Below are 13,971 nucleotides of genomic sequence, written 5' to 3'. Positions count from 1 at the left end.
TTATTCCATGGTAAAATATCTGTTAGTTAATAAAGGAGTGGTGAAAGTTGAGCGAAGCTGTGAATGAAAAGGCCAATTCTAGTGATTTATTTACGATTGATTGTAAAGATATTTTTCTGCGGGAATATAGTGTGGAGGATTTAGAGGAGTTTCATGCGCTTACTCTACAGCCTGAAATTATTGAATTCTTGCCAGATTGGAATGTTCCTAAAGAACAACGGTTGGACTGGTTAATAAACTATGAAATAAAAGAGAACCAGCAGTTTCTTCAAGTGATCTCAGCGGGCGGAGATATCGGAGAGCTTCGTCTTCGTTTAGGCATTATTTTAAAAGTGTCCGGTGAGTTTATTGGTTGGTGTTGTACAGGAATTAAGGAGGAATTGCCCGTTCCTAACAGAGAGATTATGTATGCCATATCCAAGGATCATCGCGGTAAAGGCTACACTACTCAAGCTGCCAAGGGATTAATTAAGTATTTGTTTGATAATAGCTCTACCGATGTATTAAACACCATTGCTCTGAAACACAATATCCCGTCTAATAGAGTCATTCAAAAATGTGGTTTCGAGCTTCTTGACGAGATTACAATTGAACATGAAGACTATAATTATTACCGGCTTTCCCAGCAACAGTGGGATGAACAGGTATGATGTAAATAGCGCCTTACACTAAAAAACCTCTGTATGGGAAATGGAGATTCGGTCCATTTACCAAAACAGAGGTTTTTATTGTGAATTCATGATTGATGCTTCATGCGAAGCATTTGATCCAAAAGCTCTTTCACATCTTTTTCTGGAAAAGCTGCAAGCAGGGTCTCTTGAAAGGTATCTTGTGCACGAAGGAGCTTGTCTTCGCCAATGGCAGTCAAGGCAGTATAGATACTTCTGCGATCAGCATCACACGCTTTTCTTTCTAAAGCGCCACAGCCTTTGGCCTCAAACCGACTAACCAGTCGGGAAACTGCACTCTGGCTTAAACCCACCATAGCTTCGAGTTTCTGCAATTTCAGTTTCTTCTCCGGCGCTTCCGATAAAAATAACAGCAAATAAAATTCTTTTAAGGATAAGCCATGTTTGGCTTGTAGATTAGCTTCCAATTCATTCGTCACATTCATTTGTATATGCGTTAACGTCAACCAACTCGTTATAAGGTCATTGTTAAGAATGTCGTCCATTTTATTATTCATCTCCCGGGTGTATGGCTTTTCATGATTTTTTCCTTCTATATAATAGTACTACAATCCACAAGCATACATAAAGTATAGGTTCGATACTTATACTTTATTTTATTTTAAAAAAGAGGAGAGACCGTTTCTCCAAGAAGCCGGCCCCTCCACACTTTACAATTATTTTGTTTGGACTTCAGACTTCATACCATTTATATTAGTCTTTACCCATTAATTCTTGGAAACCCGAAAGTATACTGTCTAGGAATGCCGGCATCTTTCTGAAGTTCAACCCCAGCTTCCAGCGTCCAGTATGGATTTCTCAACATGCCCCGGCCCACGGCAACAAGATCAGCTTCCTCATTCCCAATCACGGCATTAGCAAGTACAGGCTCATCCAATCTGCCAACCGCAATAACCGGAACATTCAAGCCATACTTGATTTCTCTAGCCAAAGGAACCTGATAAGCTGCATGCGTCCCTGGTTTCCCGGCAGCTGCGATAGGACCTTCACCACCTGCACTGATATGGAAAATATCTGCGCCCGCTTCTTTGTAAGCTTTACTAAATTCCAAGCTTTCTTTGATACCGTACCCGCCCTCAACATATTCTTGGGCGGAGATACGCATAATCAATGGCATTCCTTCCGGCATTTCACTTTTTGCTGCGCGAATGACTTCTGTACCAAACAGTGTTAAATCCTTGCCGTATTCATCTGTTCTTTGATTGGTTAGAGGGGAATGGAACTGATGAATAAGATAACCATGCGCTCCATGAAGCTCGATAACATCAAATCCCGCTTGTATCGCCCGCTTCACGCCCAACCGGAATTTCTCAACCATAGCTTTCACTTCTTCAGTTGTTAATGCACGTGGTGTTTTGGAGTCCGCGTCAAAAGGAACGTTAGATGAGGATACAGGAACTGCTGCATCTTCTGCTTTACGTCCGGCGTGTGCAATTTGAATACCTACTTTAGCGCCATAAGAATGACAAGCTTCAACGATTCTGGCCAGTGCAGGAATTTGCTCATCAGACCAAATGCCAAGATCAAAATCAGTAATCCGTCCATCAGGCTCCACGTCCGTCATTTCAATAATAATTAATCCGGTTCCGCCAACGGCGCGGCTTACGTAATGATTATAATGCCAATCCGTAGCAATTCCGTCTTTGTTAGACACTGAATACTGACACATTGGAGGCATAACCACGCGGTTCTTCAGTTTCAAATCCTTCAATTCATACGGGGTGAACAAGTCCTTCATGATATCTCTCCTCTTTATAAAAAACTAAGTATAGTATGATCAATGCTTCCAGTGAACATGAGTTTCTAAGTTCATCTTATATATAATATTTATAAATGCATGCTCATGCATGTATATTATTATATAACAGCGATGGTGTCAACCGTGAATAATCTTCTGCTTAATGGAAACTCCATGTATTGTTGAAACTTCTACCTTGAGGTAATATATGGATATCTATTTTTCTTTGAAAGGATGACCTCACTCGTGGACAAAAAGCTCTTACAATCGCATAGTATTTTCCCTACCTTGAATATTGAGCAAACTGCTGCCTTCTATAGCCAGTACTTAGGTTTTAAAGCTGTGCCCTATTTAGATACACAAGAACCACATCTTTGTTTGTATCGCGACGATACAGAGATTATCCTTACGCAATCCCATGGACAAAAGGTCATTCCCAATCGAGAGTTGTACGGTTATGGATACGATGCCTATTTCATTACGAAGCAGCAAGAAGAGTTGGAGAAGGAGTTCGAAGCCGCCGGTGTTCATATTGTTCGTTCTTTATCAAACACCGATTATAATAACAAAGAATTTGTGATCGAAGATGTAGATGGTCGCTGGATTGCTTTTGGAATCAAAAAATAAAAAAAACGGCTCTCAGCCGTTTTTTCTTGTATTTAAAAGAGTCCCCATAACTTCTTACAACTATTTTTACGGGAAGGATCCAAAACATCCGTAACCCCAATCTTATTTAACTTGTGTAGTAACTCTTCCTCGCTATGCTTGATTTTATAATCTAACTCCTCCCCATAGAGCGGAATTAACGTATAAAAGTGCACCACTTTCTCACGGGTCATTTCTAAATTAAAGAAACCGGCTTTATCTTTTACATCTGGAACCCAAACGAACATCCCTTGAAATCCTGTATCCTCACTATAAGGCTGGGCGGGATTACCGTTCACAAGCGTATGCCCCATATAAAGCCATGTATTATATTCATGCGGAAACCTAGCCATTGTTTTCAGGGCCCGAATCGGCCAATAATTCCGTTCATCCTTAAACGCCTCATCCGACAGCTTCCAGGTAGGAGGGAGACAAATCATTATTTCAGCATATTGATATTCTTCTGCACCTTCTGGCACCGTCATCGGTAATTCGCTCATTCCAGAAGTAATTAAAGTATAGAAGTTCCGCTCAGGCGTCGGATCAAGAATTAGAATATCTATCGACAGAACACCTGAAATAATTTCTTTAAAAACATTATCAATAACACCTATGTATTTTTCAATATGATTACATATTTTCTCATTAGACTGAGCAGAATGCATTCATAATTCCCTCCCTTATATATGTTTATCGGTATAAACAAAGGAGAGTTTATTGCTAATTTACAGAATTTCTTCTCCACTACCATGGATCTCACAAAAATCTTTATGAACACTACTAATTAATGCCGAATAACCTTGCCCCTGATCTAAAAGATGTTCCAAAAGGAACTTACTTATAAGCTCATTTAAGCAAGTATGAATTTCACAGGTTCTTTGTTTTAAAGTCTCTCCTTCCTCAAAAAGGGGCAGATCGCTAAATGACATATGTGTAGCATTTCGTATTTTTAGAAAAGATTTATATCCGTTCCAATTCTGAAAAAGCGCCTCTTGTCCTTTGATGAAATCATTTGCCAGTTTCTCCTGTAATATATTACTTAAGGATTCTAAGGTCGAGGCCTTTTGCCTTAATACAAGAAGCGGCACAGTATTGTTCTTCTCTTCATTCTCAATATATAAGTGCATGCTTGCATCTAATAAAATAGCAGCTTTAATTCTATCGTCTTCCATAGTTAAATCTAATGCAGTAGCACCGCCGATGGAATGGCCGATAATACCAATCTTATTCATATCAAATAAGCCCTTCACATCTTTATCCATAGAATTAAGCGTGGACAGGTGATCCAGAACGTATTGAATATCTTTTTTTCGAATGGAGATTAAGTTATGTAAATCGGTATAATCCGTAGCTTTTATTTGCCTCATGGCTTCGGATTGATTAATAAATCCACCACTAGGGCAAACAGTAAACATAGCTTCGTACGCAGCACTGACCGTTACCACTATGAAACCTTGCTTGGCCAACGCTTCTATATTATAAATATACATATCTCTATCTAAACCTAATGCAGGTGAATAGATGATGACTGGATAGGAGCGTTTGGATTTGCTTTGAAAGGTTCGATCGCTGATTGAGGTAGATAATGTATTTATGATTTCCATATTCATGCCAATATCTTGTAGAAGCTCTCTCGCCTGTTGTTCACAGGGCCCGAAAAGCTCCATATACTTCATTGCAGATGCGTTTTTATTTAATACACCCTCTGTATCCGGATAATAAATACTTATAACTATTTTCCTTCCCTCTGACTCTTCTTGGAACGTTTCCGTGCGTGTGTAATCCTTCAATAATTCAACTTTTCGAAAAACTTCCATTGCTCCACCCCATTCTTCCTAATATTCTATATTTTAATTGATTTTCCCATTTACTGAAATGCAATCTCCTTAATGTCCATAATAATGTCGATTACAATGAATGGAATGAAGCTGTATGAACGGTTATAATACCTAAGTGCATAAGAAATCTCTAAAAACTTCAGGGATGTGGAAAATTTAATGGTGAATAATTCAGCATATACACTTTATTTACGTGAGGATTGGAAAAAACTAAGCGATTTCACCGCTATCCAATTATCAGAAGAAGAACTTATGGAAGTCCAAAGTATTAATGAAAAAATCTCCAGCGAGGATGTTAACGAGGTCTATCTTCCTCTGTCCAATCTGCTAAATCTGCAACTTCTATCTGCTCATAAATTTAATGAATCTATAAATCACTTTCTGAACAATGATGTAAAAAAAGGTCCATTTATCATAGGCATCGCGGGAAGTGTCGCTGTTGGCAAAAGCACTACGGCCAGACTCCTACAAAAACTTCTCTCACAATTACCTTCCCATCCAAAGGTGGATTTAGTTACGACTGATGGGTTTCTACATCCCAACGCAGAGCTGGAAAAGCGCGGTATAATGACGAAAAAGGGCTTTCCTGAAAGCTACGACACGCGTAGTTTAATTTCTTTTTTAACGGATGTGAAGTCTGGGGTGCCGCGGGTCCAAAGCCCTGTATACTCTCACTTAACTTATGATATTGTGCCAGATGAATATATTACGATTGAGAATCCGGATATTCTAATTGTTGAGGGCTTAAATGTTCTTCAGACTGCGATTACAAATAATCATAATATGCCTAACTATTTTGTATCTGATTTTTTTGATTTTTCTATTTATGTGGATGCTGATGTAAACGATATCGAGACATGGTACATTGATCGGTTTATTAAGCTCAGAGATACTGCCTTCCAAGATGAACAATCTTATTTCAAAAAATATGCACAGCTGTCTCTAGAGGAATCTATTGAAATCTCAAAGCGGATCTGGAAAGAAATAAACTACGTTAATTTGCAGCAAAATATTCTGCCCACCCGAAATCGTGCGGATCTTATAATGCATAAGGACAACAATCATCACGTAGATCGAATTAAGCTGCGAAAATAAAGATTGAAGTCCTTAGCCGACCAAGTTGCTGAGATTCAGCACTTGGTTTTTTTGGTGCTCACATCAAATTGGGTGAATATTCTGGGTTTAATGTCTCTGTCCTCTGATCAAGGCGAACGTATACTGTGGTACATTCGTACACAAACGTGAAGAGAGGATAAATCAAATGATCGATATCGCCTTGGCTTTTCAAGATAAGGATGGGAAATATGCTGAACATGCCGGAGTCGTTCTAGCGTCAATTTTTCATCATACGAGTTCCCCAATTCATATTCATATTTTACATGATGTTTCTTTAAGTGAAACTAATAAGCGCAGGCTTAGCGCATTAACTACAAAACATAATCATACCCTTAGCTTTTATTCAATCACTATGCCCGATGATCTAACTCAGGTGTTAGCCAATGTTAACTCCATTAATGTATGGACGCAGGCATGTATGTATCGATTGCTTCTTCCTGCACTAATACCCGTGGACAAAATCATCTATCTGGACTGCGATGTATTAGTGAATATGGACATAACTGAATTATGGCAGGTTGAACTGGATGACAAGTATTTGGCCGCAATTTGGGACCAGGGGATTAGAGAGGTTGCTCATATTGTGAGCGCTAAGGGATTAAATCCTGAGCTTTATTTTAATTCCGGAGTGATTTTATTTTCTTTGCATAATATCCGCCAGAATACCAACTGGTACGAAGAAATGCTAACCTTCCTACGTACCTTTCCTGATGTCACCATGCCAGATCAGGATGTTCTGAATGCGGTTTTTGGTGGGAATTACCTCCCCCTTGATATCCGTTTTAATTCGTTCAACACAAACATTCCGGACCATGATTTCACTAACAAAATCATCCATTTTGCCGGAGATGATAAATGCTGGAATAAAGATTCCGCGGGTTCATCCCTATATCAGCAATTCCTAAAGCTAACCCCTTGGAGAATCACCAGAGCCAAAATCAGACGAAGAAAACGGAAAAGCAGCCCTTTAAAACCACACCTCACCCGAAAAAGAAACAAGCAGAAAATAAAAATTGTTCAGTTGAACTTAACCCCTATTTTTTTATCCGATTTAAAACAAATTAGACCGATTAGACCGATTAGAAAAAGCCCCATTTGATATGGGGCGGCATTCTTTAGTTCACTTTCGTAAAAAACCATTTCTGAGCATCACTCCCGTTATCTGTCCACTGCTGGACAGCTGCGCCATCGGCTGTTGATGCTCCGGATACATCCATGGCTAATCCGCTCACTTTTGAAATAAGTTTATAATAGCCCCCTCCGACATCAATAATGCTCCATCGCTGAGCGTTGGTACCATTGTCATCCCACTGCTGCAGCTGTACACCGCTCGCGGTTGATGAGTTTGGCACATCCAACACTTTTCCACTATGCACTGCCGTAAGCTTGTAATAACCGTCGCCTGTACTCTCCACTTTAAATTTCTGATTATTGGCAGTGTAATTGGTCCATTGCTGCATTTTCGCCCCGCTTGCTGTGGATACATCCACTACGTCCAGAACCTTACCACTAGCCTTGTCAGCTAAAGTGTAAATCCCACCACTAACAATGCTTGAGGTAGGCGCAGCCTGATACACACGTACGTAATCAACCAGCATTTGAGCTGGGAAAGCAGTTGAAGCATTTGGACTTCCCGGCCAATTTCCACCCACGGCAAGGTTTAGCAGGATGAAGAAAGGTTTCTGGAACTCCTCCGTATTTCCGGTTCCGTTCTCAATATAAAAAGCATTAAATGGGTTGCCGTCTACAAACCATCTTATATAATTCGCATCCCATTCCACGCTGTACACATGGTACTGTGAGAAATCGAGGTTACCAGACACCTGACCGTACTCGGCATGCCCATTGGCATCCCAATGTACCGTCCCATTAACAAAAGCATTATTGTTTACACGCTCCATAATGTCCGTTTCCCCAGATTTCGGCCAACCCACTGAATCAATATTCGCCCCAAGCATCCAAAATGCTGGCCAGAGTCCCTGTCCTGAAGGCAATTTGATTCTAGCTTCGATTTTTCCGTAGGTGAAGCTTTTGAGTCCCTGTGTTTTGATCCGTGCAGAGGTATAATTCATCCCCCCGTACGACTCCTTTTGTGCAGTAATCACTAAATTCCCACCTGTTACCTGCAGGTTCTGCGGGCGACTGGTATAATACTGAAGCTCATTGTTTCCCCAACCTCCGCTACCCGTACCTATTTCCGCCGACCAATTATTAGTGTTCAGAGAATTCCCATCAAATTCATCGCTCCATGCCAGATTCCAGCTTGATGCCGCGCTTGAACTCCCTGTAGGTACCCAAGCAATTAAGAGGGTGAACAGCAGAAATAGACTTAACATTTTTCCTTTTCGTAACATCGTCTTTTCCTCCTACTGATTTCATTGCGCGGCGCGCTCGCACATTTGAAACCGGTTTCGAATATTGGATAAAACAAAACGTTATCCCATAAACAGCTATAACAGCCGGAGTCAGGTTAACGCCTCGCTTCATTTGATGTGTACGTCTTTTCTAAACGCAATATGCCAACATTTCGATTAAAGGGACCATTTTCCATAGTTCTGCATGCTTAATGTCCAGGTTTTCTCTGCGTATTTCACCGTCGCCATACTCTCAGAGAGCGTCCATGCTATACCAACATACTGATCCATATGATCGTCAAGGAATGATTTCCAATGTTGTCCTCCGTCTATCGTTATAAATAACAATGTATGTTCTTTTTCAACGGGCCGAGTAATTAAGATTCCTTGATCCTTCGTAAGAAAGAGGGGAGGATAAGCATAGATTTGCGAGTTTACTAACTCACCCGGCACTGTGACTGTCTGTTCACTCCAGGTAACTCCACCATCCATTGTTTTATATAAACCAACCTTTCCCTCCCATGGAGCATTCGTTGTAATCCAGCCTTCTTTTTCATTAACAAAAGTAAGTCCCGATTTCACCCCGCTAGGAAGAGTACTTCCTGCTTGTAAGCTATCCCCCATCTCCTTCCAAGTCTCTCCCCCATCACTAGTTGCATAAAGCTCCATATCTTCGCGTGACATCCCTTGAAAATGATAGACTGCTTTCCAACCTATATTTTTGTTGAGGAACACAGTATCTTCTCTGCGGTTATCTGAAGAATCAGTATCAGAATTCAAATTTGTATTTGGATTAGGATTAGGAGAAGGAGAAGTTTCCTGATTAGAAGTTGGATGAGGGATTGGAGTGGTATTGGAACAACCAGATGCTATCACTGCAGCAATTAGTAGTATTGAAACTAGATATTTCATCTTGTTACCACGCCTTCGTTTATTTTTCTAAAAAAGTATAGTGGTGCTGTGCATATAGCTTCGTCCGCAAACGTATTCAGTAAATGAAATTTTATCCTAAAATATCTGAAAAGTATTTACAGTTTCTTTATATAATCCAGCTACACCAAGTCCTATCGGACCGAGGAGACGTTATTGGTTCAATTTCAAGAGAATTCTTCTGTTAACGGACTGAGATGCAACTCTTTGGCTAATTCTCCTACTTTTATCGGCGATAAACAGACAATAAGGGCTATACGGTCCGCGAGTTCGGTAAATAGAGCTAAAAAGCAAAGATAAGCGCTATACAGTCCGAAGATGAAGTGAACGAAACCTTCAAGCAGCAGGTTATCAGCCTATAGTAGATATGAATGAATTCATTGAGTAAGGATCTACTCTTTGAATGTCAAAAGAAAAAGAAACGGCATTTCTGCCGTTTCTTTGGGTTATGGATGGTCAGGGCTCAGAGCCTGTTTTACTCCAATCCATGTTCTTTGCGGATGTTATACATGCCTTGAACAAGCAGTTCGGATGGATCCCGGTTCAATTGCAAATGAGTCAGCAACAGATGAAGCGGGAATGCGCATACGTTATTCCCATCGGTGATCGCTGGAAATCCAGCCTCGAAGACTGGTCCCAATTTCTCGTTCCAAGCTAGCCCGACATGCACTTTTTCTGGAGCAAATTCTTGGGTAATTTCCTCAATACAAAGCGGAACTAACACATTGTCAATGATCCCTTTTGCTTCTTCTTCACTTGCTGGTGGTTTTGGAAGTGTTTTGCCTCCCTCAATTTTCATCAGCTCAACGAAGAATGAGGCCATCCATGCTGCCGGATCCTTACCCGACTGGAATCTTGCAATTAACTCGCGCAGAAAAAATCCGCAGGAATACACCTGATCTAATTCAGTTTTCACGTGAAAAACAAAAACAGGACCGTAGGCTTCCATGTTCAATACTTGTCCTTCAACATCTTTAAAGTGTACTCTCAATGCTACAAGGCCGTTATGGTGAACAGCCTTTAGCAGCTGTGCCATATCCTCTTCAGACATTTCTGTATTATCATTTACTTCCTCATTCTCATTTGTTATTTCATTTTCATTAGTCGTCTCATTGTTCATTTTATAATTCCCTCCCATACCTATCATACCATCTAGCGAATTGAACGAACACTTTATAATAGAACAATTTCTACCAGATTGCAGAGAAAACAAAAAAACGGCAGCTTTGCCGTTTCTCTGTTCGTCTCGCTGGAGCTCAATAGCTAGATCATATCCCTTACTTTCTTCACTATTTTACCAGTTAATTGATTAATATCCCCCTCATTTAACTTATAAGCTGAGGTATCTTTACGTGCAGGTTTGTGATCTGCCGATATCAGATCTGCGATATGCTGCTCGATGAATACAACAGGATCTGCTCCAGTTCTTTTTCTGAGCTCCCCTGGCACCTTCGGATTTGGACCGTCAGCTCCGCCACTGATTGAAAGGTAACCATACTTTTGCGGATTTTTCTTCAAATCCTTTAAATAGGCACGGAGCGGTGTGGCCACTTTCCCCATCCAAACCGGTCCAAAAAATAGGATAATATCATATTTTCCTATTTGCTCAGGCTTCGGTTGAACCAACGGTATCCTGTCAAAAATCATATCGAAGGTAATCCTACCGAGTGTTCGGGGTTTGGCTTCCGAGATTCGGATATGTTCAGCCGACAACGCATCCGCCACACTCCTTGCTAATGCTTCATTATTACCTGTGAATGAATACGAAATGACTGCAATGTTCATATAAATTCTCCTTAAAATGAATTATTTCGTCTCCGCCTGCTGTAGGGCATTTTCGAGTGCCTTAAGATGTGTTTTAGAGGTAAGCGTTGCCCCGCTGATAACGTCCACCTGAAGAGACTGCGATTCAATCACATGACTAAACAAATCACCAATGCCTAGACCATCCTTCAGTTCAGCAGGGTTCCCTGTTTTGTCCAAGGCACCTTTGAGTATTTTGATATCTGTCAGCCGTTCAGCAGATATTATTGCCCTCACCTTGGTATCTCTGGAATGATCTTTGATGCCAATGTATTCCCCCACATAGGTACCCTCCCGCAAATTCTGTATATCTATGACGTTGATAGTAAGCTGCTGAACCTCATGCCTTCCCGGAGCAGTCAAGAGAATACCACCTATCCAACCTATGACTGTAATCACGCATAGAATGCTGAGAACAATAATCCATTTATTGAATTTTCGCTTTTTTCCTCTTCTCTTACTCACCTGCTTGCCTCCTTCCTTTGGATTTAAATTTCGAATGAATATTTAATTATTCATTCATTTTACAAGAAAAAAAACTGCACCATAAGTGTATTAGGGGCAGTCTGTCAAACCCTTCATGATTAGTTCCAGCATATTGTCCAGAAGTTGTGGAAAGTGCTCCAGCCCGATTTCTTCCTTGTGGGTTTCCACATTAATCATAGCGGCGAAAATCATCATAATCATTTTACTATCCATATCGCTGCGCATTTTACCATCGGCTTGCCACTGCTTAATGATTTCATGGAAGCTATCATACAAGAAGTCGTTTACCTGAATGTTGGTTTCTTCCCGGTACAACTGTTCGATTTTTGCGAAAACACTTTTGTTATACCATTCCTTAAGAATGGGGTTGGCTATCATACCTTCCAAATTAAGCGCCATCATCTGCCGTATTACTGCCAGTGGGCTTTGGCTCATATCGAGCGATTGCATACAGCTTTTTTTGAGCTTTTCGTTTTCCTCTAAAAAAATATCCATAAAAAGCTTTTCCTTAGAGGGATAATAGTTGTAAAAACTTCCTACAGCTATTCCAGCCATTTTGGTAATGCCAGAAACATTAGTATCTTTAAAGCCTTTATTGCTAAATAGCTCTTTCGCGCATTCGTATATCTTTGTTTTTTTGTCTTCCACTTTTCGTCTCTCCGTGAATGAATAATTATTTTTTCATTCATATCATAGTGTTAACAGCTTGGTATGTCAATGCAAAAATAGATCACCAAAAGCATTAACATCTATAGCATCACCCAAATTAGGTTGGAGTGCCCTCTTATTGCGCAAGAATTAGAAAAATTCTGACTAATCATTCTAATCTTTGCCAAAATGCTTAATTACAACATTATTAAAAATCGCGGTGCCACCTTCAGAAAACAAGGTAATGCCTTGATCATTTATTTCCGGGAAGATTTCATTAGAAAATACAATTTCACCATCATCTATAAAAACTTCAATACTTGTTCTATCCACAAGGATCTTCAGATGCACTTTTTTCTTGTTCACATCAAAGGGGGCCTTGCTTTCAAGATATCTGTCACTCTCATCAGGTTGTCCAGTGAAGGCTCTATTAACATAAGAATATTGTCCTTCAACAAACACTCCTACGTCCACGTGGCGCGTCTTATCTGCTGATTCACGAAGTCTTAAGCCTACATTGGTAATCTCTGACCAAGATAGATCTGCATCGAGCTGGTAATTTTCACCTGTGATATCAAGTGTTGACGAGCCGTTCACTTTTATTTTTTGCAAGGAATCCGTTGAAGTTACCATTTGATCTAATGCTTCGATGGGCTGTGATACTAACTGATACGATTGCTCTTCATCTCGTGTTAATTTTATTTGACGTACGATTGAATCCATTCCGTTAAAACCTTCGTTAAGATTGGGGGTAACATGAGGGTAATCCCAATTATTCATCCAGGCCAAAGCATATCGATGATTGTATTGATCCTTATCCTTTCCCTCTTCAAACGTTACAGCACCATACCAATCAAATCCATAATCTAGCCACTGTGGTTCATGATAATCCGTGATAAATTCATTTCCATTAAAATCTCCAGTCCAGTAGGCATACGTGTTGGGTTTACCTATCGACTTACCATTTGCACTGACCCCAAGAACCCATTTATAAGTGCCATCATTCGCCCGCATCATATAGAAGTCAGGACACTCCACAACTCCAATATTTTCTGTTTCGAAGCCGCTTGTGTAGTGCCAATCCTTTAAATTGTCAGACTCGTAAAAGCCTACTTTCGTACCTTCGGCTAGTGTCATCACCCATTTATGAGAATGTTGATCCCATATTATCTTCGGATCTCTGAAATCTTCTGTGCCCGGATTTGGCAAAATAGGATCATCACTATAAGATTTAAACGTCAGCCCACGATCCGTACTGAACCATAAATATTGTTCTTGCTTCCCCGCCTCTGCAGAGGGCTGTGTTAAAATCGCCACAATTGCCCCTTCGCCAAAACCTGCTGTATTGCTATCGTCAACAACAACAGATCCTGACCAGGGATCACCATTGGGTGTTGTATATTTTGGAATCGCAACGCCTTCATCTGTCCAGCTCACCAAATCCGTTGATGTGGCATGTCTCCATTCTGTACCATTTCCATCCGGGTAATCAGCATTATAGAGATAATAGTAATGATATTTACCATCAAAATAAATGGGTTTCTGCGGATCGTTTTTCCAATGCTCAGATACAGTGAAATGATAGCTAGCCCGAGTGGTAGGTTTATGATCAGGAACGTCGATCCCCGGCTTATACTTCTCTCCAGCGCCATAAGTTACTAATACTATTGTCACAATACAAATTAAACAAAGGATTAATATAGTGATTCCTATCATTTTTTTCT

Annotated in this window: 15 protein-coding genes; 4 read left to right on the top strand and 11 right to left on the bottom strand. The window is 40.3% G+C overall.

Features of this window, described 5'->3' with window-relative positions; all coding sequences use genetic code 11:
• Positions 1–47 precede the first annotated feature (47 nt).
• On the top strand, positions 48–650 hold the full coding sequence (locus MKZ16_RS10775) for a GNAT family N-acetyltransferase (protein ID WP_244886454.1): 603 nt from the start codon (positions 48–50) through the stop codon (positions 648–650).
• An 86-nt stretch (positions 651–736) separates the two neighbouring features.
• On the opposite strand, the gene MKZ16_RS10770 is transcribed toward MKZ16_RS10775, so the two are convergent.
• Together MKZ16_RS10770 and MKZ16_RS10765 are read right to left on the bottom strand one after the other, a co-directional pair.
• Positions 737–1,174 carry a helix-turn-helix domain-containing protein gene (locus tag MKZ16_RS10770; RefSeq protein ID WP_052096922.1) on the bottom strand — a complete coding sequence of 146 codons (438 nt, stop codon included), beginning with the start codon at positions 1,172–1,174 and terminating at the stop codon, positions 737–739.
• Positions 1,175–1,389: 215 nt separating this feature from the next.
• A complete protein-coding gene (locus MKZ16_RS10765; RefSeq protein ID WP_036679236.1) occupies positions 1,390–2,427 on the bottom strand; it encodes an NADH:flavin oxidoreductase/NADH oxidase in 1,038 nt (345 codons plus the stop codon).
• Positions 2,428–2,673: 246 nt separating this feature from the next.
• On the opposite strand from MKZ16_RS10765, the gene MKZ16_RS10760 reads away from it, so the two are divergent.
• On the top strand, positions 2,674–3,054 hold the full coding sequence (locus MKZ16_RS10760; protein ID WP_076098496.1) for a VOC family protein: 381 nt from the start codon (positions 2,674–2,676) through the stop codon (positions 3,052–3,054).
• A 32-nt stretch (positions 3,055–3,086) separates the two neighbouring features.
• On the opposite strand, the gene MKZ16_RS10755 is transcribed toward MKZ16_RS10760, so the two are convergent.
• Together MKZ16_RS10755 and MKZ16_RS10750 are read right to left on the bottom strand one after the other, a co-directional pair.
• Positions 3,087–3,737 carry a suppressor of fused domain protein gene (locus MKZ16_RS10755; protein WP_038569717.1) on the bottom strand — a complete coding sequence of 217 codons (651 nt, stop codon included), beginning with the start codon at positions 3,735–3,737 and terminating at the stop codon, positions 3,087–3,089.
• 60 nt (positions 3,738–3,797) lie between these two features.
• Positions 3,798–4,889 (bottom strand): dienelactone hydrolase family protein, encoded by a 1,092-nt coding sequence (locus tag MKZ16_RS10750; RefSeq protein ID WP_038569715.1) that lies wholly within the window; start codon positions 4,887–4,889, stop codon positions 3,798–3,800.
• A 180-nt stretch (positions 4,890–5,069) separates the two neighbouring features.
• Between MKZ16_RS10750 and coaA the strand changes: the two genes are divergently transcribed.
• Positions 5,070–6,005 carry a type I pantothenate kinase gene (coaA, locus tag MKZ16_RS10745; RefSeq protein WP_036679230.1) on the top strand — a complete coding sequence of 312 codons (936 nt, stop codon included), beginning with the start codon at positions 5,070–5,072 and terminating at the stop codon, positions 6,003–6,005.
• A 166-nt stretch (positions 6,006–6,171) separates the two neighbouring features.
• Entirely contained in the window at positions 6,172–7,125 is a 954-nt protein-coding gene (locus tag MKZ16_RS10740) for a glycosyltransferase family 8 protein (protein WP_052096920.1), read from the top strand.
• A 16-nt stretch (positions 7,126–7,141) separates the two neighbouring features.
• Here the strand turns inward: MKZ16_RS10740 and MKZ16_RS10735 are convergent, their stop codons facing one another.
• The 7 genes from MKZ16_RS10735 to MKZ16_RS10705 all read right to left on the bottom strand — a co-directional run bounded on the left by MKZ16_RS10735 (position 7,142) and on the right by MKZ16_RS10705 (position 13,963).
• Entirely contained in the window at positions 7,142–8,380 is a 1,239-nt protein-coding gene (locus tag MKZ16_RS10735) for an RICIN domain-containing protein (RefSeq protein ID WP_036679228.1), read from the bottom strand.
• A gap of 177 nt (positions 8,381–8,557) precedes the next feature.
• Complete coding sequence (locus MKZ16_RS10730) at positions 8,558–9,292, bottom strand: hypothetical protein (RefSeq protein ID WP_076143389.1); 735 nt, start codon at positions 9,290–9,292, stop codon at positions 8,558–8,560.
• A gap of 493 nt (positions 9,293–9,785) precedes the next feature.
• Positions 9,786–10,430 (bottom strand): hypothetical protein, encoded by a 645-nt coding sequence (locus tag MKZ16_RS10725; protein WP_076107537.1) that lies wholly within the window; start codon positions 10,428–10,430, stop codon positions 9,786–9,788.
• Between the two features lie 143 nt (positions 10,431–10,573).
• Positions 10,574–11,095 (bottom strand): hypothetical protein, encoded by a 522-nt coding sequence (locus tag MKZ16_RS10720; RefSeq protein WP_076107539.1) that lies wholly within the window; start codon positions 11,093–11,095, stop codon positions 10,574–10,576.
• Positions 11,096–11,116: 21 nt separating this feature from the next.
• Positions 11,117–11,578 (bottom strand): FMN-binding protein, encoded by a 462-nt coding sequence (locus MKZ16_RS10715; protein WP_076098500.1) that lies wholly within the window; start codon positions 11,576–11,578, stop codon positions 11,117–11,119.
• 90 nt (positions 11,579–11,668) lie between these two features.
• On the bottom strand, positions 11,669–12,247 hold the full coding sequence (locus tag MKZ16_RS10710; RefSeq protein WP_038569710.1) for a TetR/AcrR family transcriptional regulator: 579 nt from the start codon (positions 12,245–12,247) through the stop codon (positions 11,669–11,671).
• Positions 12,248–12,421: 174 nt separating this feature from the next.
• On the bottom strand, positions 12,422–13,963 hold the full coding sequence (locus MKZ16_RS10705; RefSeq protein WP_076107560.1) for a glycoside hydrolase family 32 protein: 1,542 nt from the start codon (positions 13,961–13,963) through the stop codon (positions 12,422–12,424).
• Between the last annotated feature and the right edge of the window lie 8 nt (positions 13,964–13,971).

This window comes from Paenibacillus sp. FSL R5-0928 (assembly GCF_037970385.1).
Classification (GTDB): Bacteria; Bacillota; Bacilli; order Paenibacillales; family Paenibacillaceae; genus Paenibacillus_AQ; species Paenibacillus_AQ odorifer.
This window is presented reverse-complemented; position numbering and strand designations above follow the sequence as displayed.

Coding starts and splice junctions, on each gene's coding strand:
- MKZ16_RS10770 (WP_052096922.1), bottom strand. CDS start 1,174: ATGGACGACATTCTTAACAATGACCTTATAACGAGTTGGTTGACGTTA.
- MKZ16_RS10765 (WP_036679236.1), bottom strand. CDS start 2,427: ATGAAGGACTTGTTCACCCCGTATGAATTGAAGGATTTGAAACTGAAG.
- MKZ16_RS10755 (WP_038569717.1), bottom strand. CDS start 3,737: ATGCATTCTGCTCAGTCTAATGAGAAAATATGTAATCATATTGAAAAA.
- MKZ16_RS10750 (WP_038569715.1), bottom strand. CDS start 4,889: ATGGAAGTTTTTCGAAAAGTTGAATTATTGAAGGATTACACACGCACG.
- coaA (WP_036679230.1), top strand. CDS start 5,070: ATGGTGAATAATTCAGCATATACACTTTATTTACGTGAGGATTGGAAA.
- MKZ16_RS10740 (WP_052096920.1), top strand. CDS start 6,172: ATGATCGATATCGCCTTGGCTTTTCAAGATAAGGATGGGAAATATGCT.
- MKZ16_RS10735 (WP_036679228.1), bottom strand. CDS start 8,380: ATGTTACGAAAAGGAAAAATGTTAAGTCTATTTCTGCTGTTCACCCTC.
- MKZ16_RS10730 (WP_076143389.1), bottom strand. CDS start 9,292: ATGAAATATCTAGTTTCAATACTACTAATTGCTGCAGTGATAGCATCT.
- MKZ16_RS10725 (WP_076107537.1), bottom strand. CDS start 10,430: ATGAACAATGAGACGACTAATGAAAATGAAATAACAAATGAGAATGAG.
- MKZ16_RS10720 (WP_076107539.1), bottom strand. CDS start 11,095: ATGAACATTGCAGTCATTTCGTATTCATTCACAGGTAATAATGAAGCA.
- MKZ16_RS10705 (WP_076107560.1), bottom strand. CDS start 13,963: ATGATAGGAATCACTATATTAATCCTTTGTTTAATTTGTATTGTGACA.